The sequence below is a fragment of the Rhodococcus pseudokoreensis genome (assembly GCF_017068395.1).
In the GTDB taxonomy this organism is placed as follows: domain Bacteria; phylum Actinomycetota; class Actinomycetes; order Mycobacteriales; family Mycobacteriaceae; genus Rhodococcus_F; species Rhodococcus_F pseudokoreensis.
Window position 1 is genome coordinate 3935469 of sequence record NZ_CP070619.1, and the last position, 17013, is coordinate 3952481.

A 17013-nucleotide genomic window follows, 5' to 3' on the forward strand; every position below is an offset into this window, starting at 1 on the left:
CGACCTTACGCCTCCTGGAGCGCCTTCGCCTGGGCCTCGGCCTGCGCCCGGTACAGCCTGCGGAGCCGGATGACGCCGAGGTCGTGCTGGTACAGGTTCTCCGCCTGGTCCGCGTCGAATGCCATCGCCTCGAGCATGGTGCGGTCTTGCTCCAGCACCACCCAGTGCCGTTCCTCGAGCTTCGTGCGGTACAGGAACCGCCAGACGTCGCGCTCCCAGCCCTCGACGCGGCGGTACCGCCAGAAGAACACCGCGGTGGTCTCGGCGTCGATCGGCGTTCCCATGCCGACGATGCCGAACGACCCGCCCGGGCCCGCGGTCGGCGGGTACGGGATCTCGAGGTCCACCCAGTCGATGCCGGTCCGGCAGAATTCGACCCAGTCGAAGTTCACGCCCCGCTGGTCGGTCTTCTCGAAGAAGAATCCGCGGTCGGTCTCGCGGATCCGGAACTTCGCGGACGTCTCCCCGCCGAACATCGAGTGCGATTCCCGGTGCAGGAACGCCCCGTGCATCGGGTCGAGCAGGTTCTCCAGCGTGAACCGCCACGGCGCCTTCCACTCGGCGTAGCAGAGGAAGTGCGAGATGCCGTCGTCGGTGAGGCGCTCGGGCAGTTCGAGGGGTGCGGGTTCGGCGTCGGGGTCGGTGCCGAACCAGGCGAGCACGGCGCCGGCCACTTCCTGCACGGGGAGGCTGGTCACCAGCCGCTTGCCTTCGAGGTTGCAGCCGGGCATTCCGGGGACGGAGACGACGGTGCCGCCGCCGTCGACCTGCACACCGTGGTACTGGCAGGCGACGCGGTCGCCGAGGTGCTGTCCCTGGGACAGCGGGGCGCCGCGGTGCGGGCAGCGGTCCGCGAGCATGCGGAGGGTGCCGTCGGACTGGCGGAACAGCAGCCAGTCCTCGCCGAGGCGACGGATCTTCTTCATGTCGCCGCGCGCGACGAAGTCGGACGGGCACACCGCGTGCCACTGGTCGCGCATCCCGGTCGCGAAGATCTCGTCGCCGGTCAGTGCCGCCTTGTGCAGTCGGTTCACCATGGTCAGGCCCCCATCCGTCGGATCTCGTCCGTGAAAGTGTCGGTGGTCCAGGCGTCGCCGCCGGGACTGTGGATTCCGAGGGCGTTCAGGCCCTTCACCAGGCCTTCGAGGTGGTGCACCCCGGTGCCGAAGACCTCTTCGATCGCACCGGCCAGTTTCCGTTCGTACGGGGTGGGCGCCGTGCCGGACTGGCGTGGCTGCAGATACAGGCTCATGGTTCTTCCCTTCTCAAAGATCCAGCACGAGCTCGTCGGAGCGGGCGCGGGAAACGCAGATCATGATGGTGGTGCCGGACTCCTGCTCGGAGCTGGAGAGCAGGGAGTCGCGGTGGTCGGGGGTGCCGGCGAGGACGCGGGTTTCGCAGGTTCCGCAGATGCCTTCGCGGCAGGAGTTGGGGACGTCGACGCCGGATTCCTCGAGGGTTTCGAGGATGGTCCGATCGGGTGCGACGGTGGCCGAGATGCCGGATCGTTCGCAGATCACGCGGACCGGACGGTCGCCGGCGAGGGTGTCGGCGGGGATCTCCTTGGCCTTGAACCGTTCGAGCCGGATCGCGCCGTCCGGCCAGGAGCCGGCGAACCCCTCGACCGCGCCGAGCAGACCCTCGGGGCCGCAGGCGTAGACGAGCGTCCCCTCGCGGGCGGTGCCGAGGATGCCGCCGAGGTCGAGGATGCCGTCGGTCTCCTCGGTGACGACGTGGACGCGGTCGCCGTACGGGGACAGCTCGTCGAGGAACGCCATCGACGTGCGGGCGCGGCCGCCGTAGTGCAGTTCCCAGTCGGCGCCCATGCGTTCGGCCTCGCCGATCATCGCGAGGATCGGCGTGATGCCGATGCCGCCGGCGATGAACACGTAGCGCGGCGACGGCAGGAGTTCGAAGTTGTTGCGGGGCGCGCTCACCGACAGGCTGTCGCCGGGCCGCAGCGTCTCGTGGACGTGCCGGGAACCGCCGCGGCCGGTCACCTCGTGGAGGATCGCGACGCGGTACCCGGTCTTGTCGTCGGGGTCTCCACAGAGGGAGTACTGACGGATGGTCCCGCGGTTCAGGTGCAGGTCCAGGTGGGCGCCCGGCGTCCACCGGTCGACCGCGCCGCCGTCCTGCCGTTCGAGGCGGAGCGAGACGACGCCCGAGGACTCGACCCGCATCTGACGCACCATCATGGCGACGGTGTCTGCGTCTGTTGTCATCGCTCACTCCCAAGCTCGACCCGAAGGCATAGTTCCTTAGTGCTCAATAATTTAGCACTAAGATGTATTCTGCGCCACAGTCGCGGGGAAATTCGCAGGGCGATTATTCGGCTTCGCGGTACCGCGCGGTCTCGGCCGCCATCCGCTCCTCGTACGCCTGCGCGAGATCGCGCAGACTCTGCACACAATCACCGGCGAACACCGGCGCGTGCATCGGCGCCAGCAGCAGCGGTTCCAGATCGCCGCTACCGCCGCTGCCCGACGCCGATGCGGACGAGATCGTGCCCGACGGTCACGGCGCCGGCGAAGGTGGACTTCACGCCGCGCTCCCACTGGTCGTCGGTGACCTGCCGCGGGTCGCCCGGCCCGATGCGGGAGAGCACCACCTGGCGGACGTCGGCGTCGGTGGCGACGCGTCCGACGTCCTGCGCGGTGGTGTGCGCCTGAATCATGTGCTCGACCAACGCCGGACCCGAAGTCGCGGCGTAGAAGTCGACGTCGATCACCTCGTGGACGAGGATGTCGGATCCCTGCGCGAGCCGAATCAGGTTCGGCGACTTCGCGGTGTCGCCGGAGAACGTGACGGCGCCGGCCTCGGTGTCGAACCGGTAGGCCAGCGACGGGTAGACGGGACCGTGCGGGACCAGCGTCGCGGTGACGCGCACCCGGTCGTCCTCGAACACCGGGAACGGTTCCATCGCCGGCGCGGTGTTCTCGGCGGACGCCCCCGACGACTCCGGCGGCAGCACGTCGTGCAGCGACAACATGCGGTTGTAGTCGGTACCCGCGCCCTTCTCCGCGTTGCGGATGTTGATGTCGTACGCGTAGGCGTCGAGGACGCCGGTGAAGAGCTGGCTCAGCCCGGGCGCGGGTGTGAGCGGATTCCGGATCGGAATGGTCTTGCCCGCACGCGGCGTCGGCAGGGCACCCGCCGAACCGGGCCCGTAGACGGGCACGACGCCCCGGGCCGTGTACGACGGCGTGCCTCCGACCAGCCAGAACACGTTGACCAGGTCGGCGATGTGATCGCTGTGCATGTGGGTGACGAACACGCCGCCGAGCGAGTCGGCGGAGATGCCGGCCTGGATCATCTTCCGGCTCGACCACGGACCCGCGTCGATGAGATACGGCCGGTCGCCGACGACCAGCACGCTGGATGCCCCGCTCCGCCCCGGCACGGCGATGGGCCCGGCCGCGGTTCCGAGCAGAGTCAGCGTCGTCGCGTAGCCGTCGACGTCACCGGACAGCTCGTAGGCGTCCGGTGGCGTCGCACCGCTCGGCTGCGCGTCGGAAGTGTGCGACGCGCAACTGGTCGCGGCGACGGCGGTGGCGGCGGAACCCAGCAGGGTCAGCGCCCGCCGCCTCGACAGCGTCTGTCGGCCAACCGGTTCCACTTACGCGCCCGCTCGGGCGGCGGCCAACTCCAGCGGTACCTGCCAGGCGTCGTATTCGTACACCCAGTCGCCGTTGCCGGCCACCTTCAGCCATTCGTTGGACCGTGAGCCGCGCTGGATGCGGGAGGTCCGCTCCAGTCGTGTCTCCTGGTAGGTCTGCAGCGCGACCGCGGGGTCGTCGAACAGGCTCAGGCAGCGGGCGAGGACGACGGCGTCTTCGATGGCCATGCCCGCGCCCTGCGCCATGAACGGCATCATCGGGTGCGCGGCGTCGCCGAGGAGCACCGACCGGCCGTCGGTCCACGACGCCAGCGGGTCCCGAACGTAGAGAGCCGACTTCAGGACGTCGTCGCACGCGTCGAGCAGCGCCCGCGCCTCCGGGTGGAAGTGGCGGTACAGCTCGCGCAGTTCGGTGACGGAACCGGGTGTGGTCCACGATTCCTCGGTCCACTCCTCCTGACCGCAGGTGGCGAAGACGAAGATGTCCTTGCCCTGGTTCAGCGGGAACGTGACGATCTGTGTTGCACTGTCGGGACCCCACCACTTGGTGAAGCAGTCGAGGTTCGGCACCGTCCCCACGCGATCGGCCGGTACGACGGCCCGGAACGCGACCACTCCGGTGAACGTCGGCTGATCCGGTCCGAGGAGTGCGGTCCTGACCGCGGAGTGGATGCCGTCGGCGCCGACGATCACGTCGACCGAAGCCGTGCTGCCGTCGGTGAACTCGATGCGCCCGTCCACGATGCCGCCGACGCGGCGGCCCATTTCGACGGTCCCCGACGGAAGCCGGTTCTCGAGCGCGGTCATGAGATCGCCGCGGTGCATGGTCAACTGCGGTGCGCCGTACTGCTGTTCCGCGCTGTCACCCATCGGCAGCCGGGACGTCTCGGCTCCCGTGTCCCACGTGCGGCTGATCCGGAACTGCGGCCGGGCGGCGGAGTCGCGGATCGCCGGCCCGACACCGAGTCCGTCGAGCGCCCGGACCGCGTTGGGTGTGAGGTTGATGTCGGCGCCGACGCGGGCGAACTGCCGCGTCTGCTCGTAGACCGTGACGTCGAGGCCGAACTTCCGGAGGGCGATCGCCGTGGCGAGCCCGCCGATTCCGCCGCCGCACACCGCAACTGTGGTCATTTCGGGTCCTTTCCGGGGACGGTGACGGGCGGCGTGAACGGGGCGGGCATCTCGCCGTACGCGGCGAGGTCGACCTCGACGATGACGGGGGCCTGCCGGGACACTGCGTCGGCGAGCACGCTGTGCGCCTCGGCCGCACCACCGATCCGCAGGTAGGGAACGCCGATCGACTGTGCCAGCAACGCGAAGTCGGGGGTGACGAGGTCGACGGCGTACGTGTCTTCGCCGCCGCCCTGCTGCATGTTGCGCAGCACGCCGTAGCCGCCGTCGTTGAACACGAGCAGCACCAGCCACGGCTTCTCCTGCGCCATGGTGAGGATCTCGCCGAAGTGGACGGCCAGGCCGCCGTCCCCGACGAGCGCCAGGGTGGGGCGGGTCTCGTCGGCCAGTGCGGAACCGATGGCCATGCCCAGGCCCTGCCCGATGCCGCCGCCGCGGGGGAAGACGTTGGACCTAGGGTCGAACATCGGCAGCAACCGGTTACCCCAGGAACTGGACGCGATGGTGACGTCGCGGGCGATCACGGCGTCCTGCGGGAACGCGGCGCGGACGGCGTCGCACAGCACGGCGTGGTCGCCGAGTCCGGCGCGCTGCCGAGTGCGGACCAGTTCCCTTGTCGCCCGGCCGCGTTCGGTCCACGACGCGTCGACCGGAGGCAGTTCGGACAGTGATCGCAGGAACGTCGCGACGTCGGCGGTCACGCCGGCCTGCGCCGGGTAGACGCGTCCGATCGCGGCCGCGTCGAGGTCGATCTGCACGTGCACGGCGGGGACGGGCATGGAGTAGTCGCCGGTCTCGTTGGACCGGAAGTGGGTGCCCAGCGACAGCAGCAGGTCGGCGTCGGCGAGGAGTTCCCGTCCGGCCGGGGTGTTGCCGTAGTTTCCGATGCACAGCGGGTGGTCCTCCGGCACCGCGCCGCGCCCGGAGTTGCTGGTGAGCAACGGGACTCCCCACTGCTCCACCAGTGCGGTCAGCTCCACGCGTGCGCGTGCGACACCGCCGCCCGCCCAGATCACCGGGCGTTCCGCGGATCGCAGCAGCGCGAAGGCGACGGCCAACTCGTCGGCGTCCGGAGTGCGCGGCGACTCCGTCACCGGCTCGACCACGTCGAAGACGTGCTCCGCGTACTGGAGGTCGATGGGCCATTCGATGCTCGACGGCCCGCCGGGCGCGGCGAGTGCGGCGGCGACGCCTTCCCGCAACACCTTTCCGGCACTGTCGGTGTCGAGGATGGTGGCGGCGTGCTTCGACGTCGCCGTCAGCATCCCCAGCTGATCCTTGGTCTCGTGGATGAACCCGCGACCCGATCCCAGGTAGCGGCTCTCGACGTTGCCCGTCACGTGCAGCACCGACGTTCCGGCGCTGAGCGATTCGATCAGCGACCCGGCCGCGTTGCCGGCACCGGTCCCGGTGCTCGTGAGCGCGCAGCCCAGTCCCCCGGTGGCCCGGGCGTATCCGTCGGCGGCGCTGACCGCGGTGGCCTCGTGCCGCACCGGCACGAACCGCAGGTGCTTGGCGACCGCCTGCACCAGGGGCTGGTTGTGCACACTCACGATGCCGAACACGGTGTCGACACCGGCCTCGCGCAGCACCTGGACGAGCAGGTCGCCCCCGTTTCCTACCGACATGGTGTTCCTCTCAGACATAGCGTGCGACGCCTCCGCAGACGTCGAGGCTGGTGCCCGTCACATACGACGAGCGGGGGGACAGCAGGGTCACGATCATGGCGGCCACCTCGTCGGCGCGGCCGAACCGGCCGAGGCCGATGCCGCGGTCCCGGGCGATCTCCGCCTCCCATTCGGCGAAGGTGGCGTCGGTGCCGGATTCCTCGTAGCGGCGACGCCACTGACCGGTGTCGACCAGCCCGAGCGACACCGAGTTGACGCGGATGCCGTCGGCCGCGAGTTCCAGCGACAGCGACTTGCTGAGGTTCAGCAGTCCGGCCCGGGCGGCGCTGGTGGTGACCAGCCGCGGCTCGGGCTGGCGCGCGAGCACCGCCGAGATGTTGACGATGGACGCGGCGTCGGACTTGCGCAGCGCAGGCAGCGCCGCGTCGACGGTGTTGAGGACGCTGGAGAACTTGAGGTCGAGTTCGTCGCGCCAGTCGTCGAGCGTCGCCTCACCGCGCGGGACCATGCGGGACTTGCCTGCGTTGTTGACCAGACCGTCGAGGCCGCCGAACCGGGCGACACCCGCCTCGACCAGGGCGGCGACCGCGGCCGGATCCCGGACGTCGCAGGACGCGGTGAGGACGCGGTCGCTGCCGGGCAGCGGCGCGAGCACGGAGTCGAGCCGGTCGCGGTCGCGCGCGCAGGTGACGACATTGGCACCCTCCTCGAGCAGCATCGCGACGGTGGCGAGCCCGACTCCCGAGCTTCCGCCGGTCACCAGGTGGGTGCGGTCTTTCAGTTGCAGGTCCACGACGTGGTCCCCTTCTCTAGTGCAGGACGAATCCGCCGTTGACGACGAGTTGCTGGCCGGTGATGTACGAGGCCTCCGGTCCCATCAGGAACGCGACGGCGCCGACGAGATCCGACGGCTGCTGCGGCCGTTCGAGCGCGCGGTTGAGCCGGTACAGCTCGTGCCGGTGCTCCGGAACCTTCTGCGCCGATTCGCTTTCGGTCAGTCCGGGCGACACGGTGTTGACGGTGATGCCGTGCGGGCCGAGGTCGCGTGACATGGCGCGGGTCAGCGCGGCCACCCCGCCCTTGGACGCGATGTAGTGCGCGAGCCGCGGCGAACCGTACAGGGCGGCGTCGGAGCCGATGGTGACGACTCGTCCGCCTCCGTTCCCGATGATGGAGGGAACGATCGCCCTGCTCACGAGGAACGTGCCGCGCAGGTTGACGCCCAGCACACGGTCCCACTCGTCGATGTCGAGTTCGTGAATCGGTTTGCCGCCCACGCCGTCCGCGAGGGCCGCGTTGTTGACGAGGCCGTACAGCGGGCCATCGGAGGTGACGGTGGCCGCCATCGCGTCGACGGACTCCGCGTCGCGGAGATCGACCCGCACGAACTGCGCCTTGACGCCGTCCGCGCGCAGGCTTTCGGCCGCGGCCTCGCCCCAGTCCTCGCGGATGTCGGCGAGCCACAGGGTGGCGCCGTCCTCGCCGAGGCGGCGGGCCAGGGCGAGGCCGAGACCCCGCCCCGCCCCGGTGACGAGGATGCTGCGTCCGTCGAGACTCACGGTCAGTCCCGGGTCACGCCGTGCATGGCCGACGTCTCGGGGTACGTCGGGATCTGCGGCTTCTGCGCTCCGATGATGACGCAGAACAGGGCGTCCTTGTCGCCGTTGTTCTTCAGGCTGCGGGGCACGCCGGCGGGGACGACGATCATGTCGCGGTAGCCGAGCGTGCGCTTCTCCACCTGGCCGTCGCGGTGGACGCCGACCTCCACCTCACCCTCGAGCACGAAGAAGGCCTCTTCCGCGTCGTGGTGGGTGTGCTCCGGGCCCTCGGCGCCGGAGGGAAGCAGCATGTTGGAGAACGTGAATCCCTGCGACGCGATGGTGCGGTTGTCGTTCTCGTGGTTGCCGGTGGCGCCGGAGCCGACGTAGCGGATCTGCGCGCGCTTGAACTGGTCGCCGGCCTTGGCCTGGAAGCCCAGGGTGTCCCAGTCCTCGTGGCGGGAGCCGCGGGTGAGGATCAGCGAGTCGGTGAATTCCTTCAGGTCGGCGGTGCCGTATTCGAGTGTCATGTTGTGCTCCTTCTCTAGACGTGGTTGCGCAGGCGTTCGGTGATGTGGATGAAGGATTCGACCCAGGCGCCGAAGGCGTCCGGTCGCTCCTGGTTGGCGAGGTGTCCGGCACCGCGGATGGTGACGAACACGGCGCCCGGAATTCCGCCCGCGAGAACCTGACTCGCGGGAATTCCGGTCACCCCGTCCTCGTCTCCGCCGAGGACGAGGGTGGGGATGTCGATCTTCGGCAGATCGGCGGTGTGGTCGGTGGCGGCCATCGACTCGGCGGCGTACCCGTAGCCGGGCAGTCGGATCGACGACGCCATGATGGCCGTCGCCTTCGCCGTCAACTCGTCGCCGGCGGTTCCGGACAGCAGTCGCGGGGCCCGTTCCGCGGCAAACGCTTCCGCGCCCTCCTGTTCGAGGGTCGCGGCCCGGGCGCGCATCCGGTCGGCGGCCTCGCCGTCCGCTCCCGAGCCGACGGTGGAACTGCCGAGCAGCAGACTCCGCACGAGGCCGGGGTGACGCAACGCGAGCCGGGTGGCGATCACACCGCCCCACGACATTCCGAGGACGTGCGCCCCCGCGTCGCCGCAGCGGTCGCGGATCACGTCGGCGGCGGCGTGGGCGTAGTCGTCGAGGTCGAACGGGCGTCCCGGATCCTCGCTGCGACCGTAGCCGGGAGCGTCCCAGGCCAGCAGTCGCAACGATCCCGCGAGTTCGTCGAACTGCGGCGCGAAACTGTCTGCGCTGCCGCCGATTCCGTGCAGCATCAGCAGCGCGGGACCGGAGCCGGATTCGACGACGTGCGTCACGACGCCCGCCCGAGGTCGAACCGCTCGAACGCCCCGGGGTCGGGGATGCCGGCCATGTGGTCGCGGACCTGCGTGGACGGCGGGCCCGCGGTGCCCCACAGGTCGGAGAGTTCCGGAACCCGGCGCCACACCTTACACAGCCACCGGTCCTCGTCGACCTGCGCGATGCCGGACGTGTACTCGCACACCAGCCCCGCCGGATCGGCGAAGTAGGAGAACGTGTTGTCGCCGGGACCGTGCTTGCCCGGACCCCACAGCGGCACGGTGCCGTGGTGCCGCAACCGGCCGATGCCGCGCATGAAGTGGTCCACGGTGGGCATCTCGTAGGCGACGTGGTTCACCGACGTCCACTCGGCCTGGTTGAACGCGATGCTGTGATGGTCGGTGTTGCACCGCAGGAACGCCATCTGGTGCTCGGACCAGTCGGAGACCCGCATGCCCAGGATGTCGCAGTAGAACGTCACCGCGGCGTCGATGTCGACGGTGTTGAGGACGACGTGCGTGACACCCACCGGGACGGCGTCGTCGCGGCCGAGTCTCGGGACCGCGAGCGCGTCGGCGAGCAGTTCGACGACGCGCCCCTCGGGGTCGACCAGGCTCACGCCGTAGCCGCCGCCGAGGTCGTCGACCGGCCCCGGACCGCTGACGATCGGGACGCCGCGCAGTTCGAGCCTGCGGGCGGCCTCGTCGACCTCGGCCGGTGTGGCGACGGCGAACGTGATGCGGCCGAGGCCGTTCCGCTCAGCCTGGGTGAGTTGCAGCGCGTGGTGGTGCTCACCGGTCCCCCGCAGCCAGGCACCGTTCGCGCCCTGTTCGACCACGCGCAGCCCCCACACCTCCGAGTAGAAATCGGTGGATTCGAGGCTGGCCTGTGTGCGCAGTTCGACGGAGCGCAGGCACCGCAGCCGGGCTATGGGTTGGTTCATCGCAAGCCTCCAGTTGCTTAGGTCTCAATATCTTAGCGCTAAAGTAATAGGTCGTACAGAGGTGACGCGAATTTCTTTCCGGACGACCTATTACGTCAATCGGCCCAGGGGTTGGGCTCCTCGTCGAGGCTCCAGTAGATGCTCTTCTGCCGGGAGTAGGCGGCGATGCCGCTGCGCCCCTTCTCCACCCCGAGTCCACTCTCCTTGACGCCGCCGAACGGCGTGGAGATGCTGAACTGCTTGTAGGTGTTGATCCACACGGTGCCGGCCTGGAGTCGGCGGGCGAGTTTCCAGGCGCGGCGGTAGTCGCCGGTCCAGATTCCCGATGCCAGCCCGAACACCGAATCATTGGCCTGCGCAACGAGGTCCGCTTCGCCGTCGAATGGCAGCACCACCAGGACGGGTCCGAAGATCTCCTCCTGGCACGTGCGTGAGCTGTTGGGCAGCCCGTCGATGATCGTCGGCAGGTAGTACGCGCCGTCGCGCAGCCGCTCGTCGTCGGGGATCGCCCCGCCGCACAGCACTCGTCCGCCTTCTTCGCGAGCGAGGTCCACGTAGGCGGCGACGCTGTCGCGGTGCTTGCGGTGGACCATCGGACCGATCTGGGTGTCGGGGTCGCGGCCGGGCCCGAGGCGGAGCCGGGTCGTCTTGGCCACCAGTCTGTCGACGAATTCTTCGTAGATGCGGCGGTCCACGAACAGGCGGGATCCGGCGATGCAGCTCTGTCCGGTGGACGAGAAGATCCCGTACATCACGCCGTTCACGGCGGCATCGAGGTCGGCGTCGTCGAGGACGATCGTCGGCGACTTTCCGCCGAGTTCCAGCGCCACGGGCATCAGCTTGTCGGCCGCGGCGTGGGCGATGGAGCGGCCGGTGTTGGTGCCGCCGGTGAACGTCACCTTCCCGACGCCGGGGTGGGTGACGATGGCGTCGCCGACCACCGAACCCTTGCCGGGCAGCACCGACAGCAGACCCTTCGGCAATCCCGACTCGTCGATCAGCCGCGCCAGTTCGAGTGACACCAGCGGCGTCCACTCGGCGGGCTTGAGGACGACGGCGTTGCCTGCCGCGAGGGCGGGGGCGATCTTCTGCGCGTCGCTGGCCACCGGCGAGTTCCACGGTGCGATGGCGCCGATCACGCCGATGGGTTCGAGAACGCTCATCGTGAGGAAGTTGCCGCGCGGGGCGGTGAGGTCGTCGTCCGCGGTTTCGAGGACGCCGGCGAAGTAGCGGAACGTGCCCGCCGCGCTGCCGACGAGTGCGGTGGTCTCGGCGACCGTCTTGCCGGTGTTGTAGCTCTGCAGCAGCGCGAGCCGGGACGTGTTCGCCTCGATGGCGTCGGCGATGCGGTGCAGGTACTTCGCCCGCTGGTGCGGGAGCAGCGCGCGCCACGCCGGGTCGTCGGCGGCGGCGCGGCCCTTCCGGACCGCCTCGTCGGCGTCGTCGGCGGTGGCCTGGTGGATCACCTGGAGGGTGTCGCCGTTGGACGGGTCCGTGACGGCGAAGGCGGGACCGCTCGCCTGCCGCCACTCTCCGGCGACAAGGATCCGGTCGGCGACCGGGACGAACGGCAGTGTCTGTGGTGCGGTGTCGAGAACGGTCACTGGGAGATCTCCTCGAGGGTCTTCTCGCGGGTTTCGACGGCGAAGAAGCCGACGACGAGGGCACCGATCAGGGCGACGGCGGAGAACATTCCGAAGACGACGGTGAGCGTGCCGCCGCCGTCGAGGATGGCTCCGACGGCGAGGGGTCCGACGATGATGCCGAGGCGTCCGCTGGCTCCGCCGATGGCGCAGCCGATGGCCCGCATCCGGGTGGGGTACAACTCGGCGGTGTAGACGTACAGCGCCATGTTGACGGCGAAGACGAACAGGGCCGATCCGGCCGACCAGAACAGGACCTTCGTCGCGGTGTCGGCGCCGGTGGCGGCGAGCAGGAACAGCAGCGACGAGCACAGGACCATCGACGCGGTGATGCAGATGCGGCGCCCGAGGTTGTCGATGAGGAACGCGACGAGGACGCAGCCGATCAGACCGGCGACGCTGGTGACGATGCTGTAGTGCAGCGCGGTGCCGACGCTGACATTGAATGCGGAGTGGTAGAGCGTCGGCAGCCAGGACGCGATGCCGTAGTTGACGAAGTAGGCGCAGCCCCAGATCGCGGCGAGCATCAGCGTGCGGCGCAGATAGACGCCCTGGAACGCTTCACGGAACCGCCCGTGGCGATCGTCGACGGCGACGGCGGGCAACGGCTGCGGAGCGGGGAGCGTCTTGCCGTACTTCTGGGTGATCTCGTTCTCGATGCGCGTCATGGCGTCGTGGGCGTCTTCGTGGCGGCCGCGGGAGGCGAGCCAGCGCGGCGACTCGGGCAGCTTCCACAGCATGGGCAGCAGCACGACGGGCAGGGCACCGAGCGCGAACAGGATCTTGTAGCCGAAGTTCGGGACAACCCACGCCGACACGATCGCCGACATGACGAGCCCGATCGGGAAGATCACCTCGTAGAGCAGCACGAATCGTCCGCGCTTGTGGGCTTTGGTGATCTCGCCGATGTAGCTCGCGGCCACCGGGACCTCGGCGCCGAGGCCGATGCCCTGGACGAATCGGAAGACGAGGAAGAGTTCCAGGGAGTCGGTGAACGCCATGCCGAGGCTCATCACGGCGTACAGCGCGAGCGAGGCGATGATGACGTTGAGCCGGCCGACGCGGTCGGCGAACCAGCCGCCGGCGAGCGCGCCGATGAGCATGCCGATGCCGCCGATGGCGATCACCCAGGCGATGTCGCCGGGGGTCAGGCCCCATTTGGGGGTGAGGACGGGGAGCGAATACGCGATCATCAGCTGGTCGAAGCCGTCGAAGAACGTGACGGCGCCGACGATGACGCGGGCCTTGATGTGCCACCTGCTCATCGGCAGGCGTTCGAGTCGTGCGCTGATCATCTCAGCTGTGGCAGCCATGGCGGGCGATACCGTCGTCATGAGCATCCTCAGGGTCGGGTCGAGGCATTTACTTAAGCCCTTAAAGGCTTACCGCTAAGATGTAATCTCACGCACATGAGAAACGTCAACCCTTGACTTTGTAAAACACCCGTGAGTACTTGTTAACCCTCCGCGGTTAAGAAGTACTCACAGGTGAGTGAGCCGTCGACCACGCGGTGGACTGCATCCATTCTGCACAGATGCGTGCGGTCGTGGGTCACCAGCAGCGTCGCGACCTCGCGTTCTCGCACGACACCGAGGATCAGGTCCATGATCGCGGCGCCTCGTTCCTGGTCGAGCGCGCTGGTCGGCTCGTCGACGACCAGCAGCGACGGCTCGTTCATGAGCGCCCGGGCGAGGTTGACCCGCTGCCGCTGCCCGCCCGACAACTGCGCGGGCCGCTTCCCGGCGTGGTCTGCGAGTCCGACGGCGTCGAGCAGGTCGCGAGCCTTCGCGCGCCCCGCCCGCCGCGGCACGAACAACCGCTGTCCGAGATGCGCCATCGCCTCGAGTTGTTCGAGTGCCGTCAGCGACGACACGAGGTTGGACTGCTGGAACACGATGCCGATCCGGTCGCGGCGCAGTGTGGACGCCTCGCGCCGGCTGAGGGCGGTGAGTTCGGTGTCGCCCAGCCGGACGGAGCCCGAGTCGGGCCGGATCAGGGTCGACGCCACCGCGAGGAGCGTCGACTTCCCGGAGCCGGACGGACCGGTGATCGCGGCGATCTCACCCCGGCCGAGGGTCAGCGACACCGAGTCGAGGGCGGTGACGCGTCCGGCGCCGTCGGGGTAGGTGAGGGTGACGTCGTCGAGGGTGAGGGCGGGGGTGGTCATCGTGTGCTCCCGAGTGCGGTGAGGGGGTCGGTGGTGACGAGGAAGCGGAGCGCGAAGGCGGCGCCGAGGAGGCCCAGCCCGACGAGGGCGGTGGCGGGCAGGAGGGTGGTGGAGACGTCGAGCACGAACGGCACCGCGTCGCCGATCATCGCCCCGGCCACCGCCGCCGTCCCGACACCGGCACCCACGCCGGCGAGCAGGACGACGAGCGCCTGCCCGAGCGCGTCCCGCACGAGCGACCCGGTGGACGCGCCGAGCGCCTTCAGCGTCGCGACGTCGGGGGTGCGCTGGAGTGTCCAGACCGTGAAGAACGCGCCGATCATCAGCGCGGAGATCGCGAACAGCATCACCGTCATCAACGTCAGCGACCCGTTCTCGGACGTGTAGGAGCCGATGGCGGAGAAGGAGCCGGCCACGGTGCGGGACGTCGTTCCCGCGGCGGAGTTCGTGGCGTCGTCCCCGCCAGACACCGCGAGCACCGTCGCGGCACCCCCGCGCGGGTTCGCGTGCTGCCAGTCGGCGAGGGTCATCCACACGGCCGGGCTGTGGCCGTACCAGTCGTCGCCGCGGACCGCGGCAACGGTGAACGCCTGGCCGCCGATCGTCACCGTGGCGCCGGCGGACACCCCGAGCGACCGGGCCGCGCCGTCCCCGAGGATCACGGTTCCCGGCGCGGACGGTGCGCGGTCGCCCACACCGCCGTCCGCGCCGACGAGCGCGACGCTCTTCGTCGCACCTCCTACGGCCGACGCCGAGCCTCGTCCCACGCCGATCGGGTGCACCGACTCGGCGCTCCGCCGCCAGACGGCCACCTGCTCGGACGTCAGCGCGGACTCGTCGAACGACGGACCGTCGTCGGAGGCGGCGAAGACCACCGACTCGGCGTCGATGCGTTCCACGACGGATACGTTCTGGTGGCGCAATCCGGCCGTGAGACCGCTGAGAAACGTGACGAGCAGCGCAATCAGCACCACGACGACGGATATCAGCGCGAAGCGACCACGCGCGGCACGCAGGTCTCTCGATGCGACGAACACAGATGGTCCTCTCCAGATCACGACCGGCGCCGCAGTCGATGCGGGCCGGGGCGGCGCTCACGGCCTCCGAACTCACCGTGCCCCCGGCACGGCGCGGTTCCATCACACGTGGGATGGAATTCTCGGCGGTCGAAGGTCGGGTGCGGGTTCCGACTTTCGATGGATGCCGGGTGCGCTCACGTCGATAAGCTGGACGGGGTGCACCGCTCCCCGCTCACTCCCGTGTTCGCGGGACTCCAACTCGGACTGCATGCGCTGACCGCGGCGCTCACTGCAGTCGTGATCCTGCGCGCCGTCCTCCTGGACGCGCCGAACGCGCCGGCGATCGTGGTGCTGTCGGTGGCGTTTCTCGCGGTGTACGCGGCGGGGGCGACGCGACGCCTGCGCGGGGGTTGGTGGCTCGCGGCGCTGACGGCACTGTGGGTGACGCTGATGGTCCTCGCCCCCGACGCCGCCTATCTCGCATTCGGACTGTTCTTCCTGTACCTGCATCTGCTGCCGCGACGATGGGGCGTCCTGGCGGTCGCCGCCGCGACCGTCGTGGCGGTGGCAGGTACCGCAATGCACCGAGGCTGGAGCGTCGCGGGTGTCGTCGGTCCGGTGATCGGGGCGTGCGTCGCGGTGGCGATCGGCCTCGGCTACCGGGCGCTGTACCGGGAGGCCGTCGAACGCGATCGCCTCATCGACGAATTGACCCGGACCCGAGCCGAACTCGCCGAGCAGGAACGCGCCGCCGGGTCCCTGGCCGAACGTGAGCGGCTCGCACGCGAGATCCACGACACCGTCGCGCAGGACCTGTCGAGCATTCAGATGCTGCTCCACGCCGTCGAACGCGCGGACCCGGACCATCCCGCGCGGGACCGTATCCGGTTGGCGCGGGAGACCGCCGCCGACAGCCTCGCCGAAACCCGGCAGCTCATCGGCGATCTCACACCCGCCGTCCTCGACGGGCAGTCGCTCGCGGACGCGCTCGCGCGGATCTGCACGCAGGCGCGGAGCGACACCTTCGACACCATCGCCGTCGTCGTGGGGGATCCGGTGCGGTTGCCGATGCCGGTCGAGGCGGCGTTGGTGCGGATCGCGCAGGGTGCGGTGTCGAACGTGGTCCGGCACGCGCAGGCGTCCCGGATGGCGGTCACTCTCACCTACTACGAGGATGCGGTCCGGTTGGACGTTGTCGACGACGGCATCGGCTTCGACGTGGCACTTCTCGACCGTGAGCCGTCGAAAGCGTTCGGGCTGAATTCGATTCGCCGTCGCGTCGAGCTGCTCGACGGGTCGATGTCGGTGGAGTCGGAACCGGGACTGACCGCGGTCGCGGTGTCGTTCCCGCTCGAGGCCGGCGCATGATCCGATTGCTGCTCGCCGACGACCACGCGATCGTGCGCGCGGGCCTGCGCGCCCTGCTCGAGCACGAGGACGACATCGAGGTGGTCGGTGAGGCGGCCAACGCCGACGCCGCCGTGGCGTTCTGCGCGACGACCCCGGTCGATCTCGTCCTCATGGACCTTCGGTTCGGCGACGGCACGTCGGGGGTGGACGCCACCCGGAACCTGCGGTCCCTGCCGGACCCGCCGCACGTGCTGGTCGTCACGAACTACGACACGGACGCGGACATCCTCGACGCGATCGCCGCCGGCGCCGCCGGGTACCTCCTGAAGGACACGCCCCCGCCCGAACTCCTCGCCGCCGTCCGGGCCGCGTCGGCCGGCGACAGCGTGCTGTCCCCGGCCGTGGCGTCGAAACTGATGACGCGCGTACGCCGGCCGGCCACCAGCCTCAGCCCACGGGAGATCCAGGTGCTGACGCTGGTGGCCGCCGGGCGCTCCAATCGGGAGATCGGGAAGGAACTGTTCCTCTCCGAGACGACCGTGAAGTCCCATCTGGTCCACATCTTCGGCAAACTCGGCGTCAAGTCGCGGACCTCCGCAATCGCCCGCGCCCGCGAGCTCGGCACCCTCCCCAGGTGAGCGGCAAAGCGTCCGGACACACACTTT

General features: G+C 69.7%; 17 protein-coding genes. 2 read left to right on the forward strand and 15 right to left on the reverse strand.

Translation table 11 applies throughout. The annotated features are described in order from the left end of the window. Window positions 1-5: 5 nt before the first annotated feature. From JWS13_RS23105 to JWS13_RS23180, 15 genes are all read right to left on the reverse strand, one after another. The gene (locus JWS13_RS23105; protein WP_206007627.1) at window positions 6-1037 is read right to left on the reverse strand and encodes an aromatic ring-hydroxylating oxygenase subunit alpha; all 1032 of its coding nucleotides are present in this window, start codon (window positions 1035-1037) and stop codon (window positions 6-8) included. A 2-nt stretch (window positions 1038-1039) separates the two neighbouring features. Next, complete coding sequence (locus tag JWS13_RS23110) at window positions 1040-1252, reverse strand: recombinase-like helix-turn-helix domain-containing protein (protein ID WP_005248918.1); 213 nt, start codon at window positions 1250-1252, stop codon at window positions 1040-1042. Window positions 1253-1265: 13 nt separating this feature from the next. Continuing rightward, the gene (locus JWS13_RS23115) at window positions 1266-2225 is read right to left on the reverse strand and encodes a PDR/VanB family oxidoreductase (RefSeq protein WP_206007628.1); all 960 of its coding nucleotides are present in this window, start codon (window positions 2223-2225) and stop codon (window positions 1266-1268) included. Window positions 2226-2470: 245 nt separating this feature from the next. After that, window positions 2471-3619 (reverse strand): MBL fold metallo-hydrolase, encoded by a 1149-nt coding sequence (locus JWS13_RS23125; RefSeq protein ID WP_206007629.1) that lies wholly within the window; start codon window positions 3617-3619, stop codon window positions 2471-2473. After that, window positions 3620-4750 (reverse strand): FAD-dependent monooxygenase, encoded by a 1131-nt coding sequence (locus tag JWS13_RS23130; protein ID WP_206007630.1) that lies wholly within the window; start codon window positions 4748-4750, stop codon window positions 3620-3622. After that, window positions 4747-6396, reverse strand: coding sequence for a thiamine pyrophosphate-binding protein (locus tag JWS13_RS23135; protein ID WP_206007631.1), 1650 nt, complete (start codon window positions 6394-6396; stop codon window positions 4747-4749). Before JWS13_RS23135 ends, JWS13_RS23130 begins: the two co-directional genes overlap by 4 nt. Then, window positions 6389-7171 (reverse strand): SDR family oxidoreductase, encoded by a 783-nt coding sequence (locus JWS13_RS23140; RefSeq protein ID WP_206007632.1) that lies wholly within the window; start codon window positions 7169-7171, stop codon window positions 6389-6391. The genes JWS13_RS23135 and JWS13_RS23140 overlap by 8 nt, the downstream gene beginning before the upstream one ends. A 16-nt stretch (window positions 7172-7187) precedes the next feature. Continuing rightward, window positions 7188-7937 (reverse strand): 3-oxoacyl-ACP reductase family protein, encoded by a 750-nt coding sequence (locus JWS13_RS23145; protein ID WP_206007633.1) that lies wholly within the window; start codon window positions 7935-7937, stop codon window positions 7188-7190. 2 nt (window positions 7938-7939) lie between these two features. After that, entirely contained in the window at window positions 7940-8446 is a 507-nt protein-coding gene (locus JWS13_RS23150; RefSeq protein WP_206007634.1) for a cupin domain-containing protein, read from the reverse strand. Window positions 8447-8460: 14 nt separating this feature from the next. Beyond that, entirely contained in the window at window positions 8461-9243 is a 783-nt protein-coding gene (locus JWS13_RS23155; protein WP_206007635.1) for an alpha/beta fold hydrolase, read from the reverse strand. After that, the gene (locus JWS13_RS23160; RefSeq protein ID WP_206007636.1) at window positions 9240-10169 is read right to left on the reverse strand and encodes a VOC family protein; all 930 of its coding nucleotides are present in this window, start codon (window positions 10167-10169) and stop codon (window positions 9240-9242) included. The genes JWS13_RS23155 and JWS13_RS23160 overlap by 4 nt, the downstream gene beginning before the upstream one ends. Window positions 10170-10264: 95 nt before the next feature. Beyond that, window positions 10265-11773 (reverse strand): aldehyde dehydrogenase, encoded by a 1509-nt coding sequence (locus JWS13_RS23165; RefSeq protein WP_206007637.1) that lies wholly within the window; start codon window positions 11771-11773, stop codon window positions 10265-10267. Next, complete coding sequence (locus tag JWS13_RS23170; RefSeq protein WP_206007638.1) at window positions 11770-13152, reverse strand: MFS transporter; 1383 nt, start codon at window positions 13150-13152, stop codon at window positions 11770-11772. Before JWS13_RS23170 ends, JWS13_RS23165 begins: the two co-directional genes overlap by 4 nt. Window positions 13153-13268: 116 nt before the next feature. Continuing rightward, the gene (locus JWS13_RS23175) at window positions 13269-13979 is read right to left on the reverse strand and encodes an ABC transporter ATP-binding protein (RefSeq protein ID WP_206007639.1); all 711 of its coding nucleotides are present in this window, start codon (window positions 13977-13979) and stop codon (window positions 13269-13271) included. Beyond that, window positions 13976-15016 carry an ABC transporter permease gene (locus tag JWS13_RS23180; RefSeq protein ID WP_206007640.1) on the reverse strand — a complete coding sequence of 347 codons (1041 nt, stop codon included), beginning with the start codon at window positions 15014-15016 and terminating at the stop codon, window positions 13976-13978. The genes JWS13_RS23175 and JWS13_RS23180 overlap by 4 nt, the downstream gene beginning before the upstream one ends. Before the next feature lie 159 nt (window positions 15017-15175). Between JWS13_RS23180 and JWS13_RS23185 the strand changes: the two genes are divergently transcribed. Further along, window positions 15176-16366 (forward strand): sensor histidine kinase, encoded by a 1191-nt coding sequence (locus JWS13_RS23185; protein WP_206007641.1) that lies wholly within the window; start codon window positions 15176-15178, stop codon window positions 16364-16366. Next, window positions 16363-16986, forward strand: coding sequence for a response regulator (locus JWS13_RS23190; RefSeq protein WP_206007642.1), 624 nt, complete (start codon window positions 16363-16365; stop codon window positions 16984-16986). Before JWS13_RS23185 ends, JWS13_RS23190 begins: the two co-directional genes overlap by 4 nt. Window positions 16987-17013 lie beyond the last annotated feature (27 nt).

Excerpts from the sequence above, each read along its gene's own strand:
- JWS13_RS23105 (WP_206007627.1), bottom strand. The coding sequence starts at position 1,037 with ATGGTGAACCGACTGCACAAGGCGGCACTGACCGGCGACGAGATCTTC.
- JWS13_RS23110 (WP_005248918.1), bottom strand. The coding sequence starts at position 1,252 with ATGAGCCTGTATCTGCAGCCACGCCAGTCCGGCACGGCGCCCACCCCG.
- JWS13_RS23115 (WP_206007628.1), bottom strand. The coding sequence starts at position 2,225 with ATGACAACAGACGCAGACACCGTCGCCATGATGGTGCGTCAGATGCGG.
- JWS13_RS23130 (WP_206007630.1), bottom strand. The coding sequence starts at position 4,750 with ATGACCACAGTTGCGGTGTGCGGCGGCGGAATCGGCGGGCTCGCCACG.
- JWS13_RS23135 (WP_206007631.1), bottom strand. The coding sequence starts at position 6,396 with ATGTCTGAGAGGAACACCATGTCGGTAGGAAACGGGGGCGACCTGCTC.
- JWS13_RS23150 (WP_206007634.1), bottom strand. The coding sequence starts at position 8,446 with ATGACACTCGAATACGGCACCGCCGACCTGAAGGAATTCACCGACTCG.
- JWS13_RS23160 (WP_206007636.1), bottom strand. The coding sequence starts at position 10,169 with ATGAACCAACCCATAGCCCGGCTGCGGTGCCTGCGCTCCGTCGAACTG.
- JWS13_RS23170 (WP_206007638.1), bottom strand. The coding sequence starts at position 13,152 with ATGCTCATGACGACGGTATCGCCCGCCATGGCTGCCACAGCTGAGATG.
- JWS13_RS23175 (WP_206007639.1), bottom strand. The coding sequence starts at position 13,979 with ATGACCACCCCCGCCCTCACCCTCGACGACGTCACCCTCACCTACCCC.
- JWS13_RS23185 (WP_206007641.1), top strand. The coding sequence starts at position 15,176 with ATGGATGCCGGGTGCGCTCACGTCGATAAGCTGGACGGGGTGCACCGC.
- JWS13_RS23190 (WP_206007642.1), top strand. The coding sequence starts at position 16,363 with ATGATCCGATTGCTGCTCGCCGACGACCACGCGATCGTGCGCGCGGGC.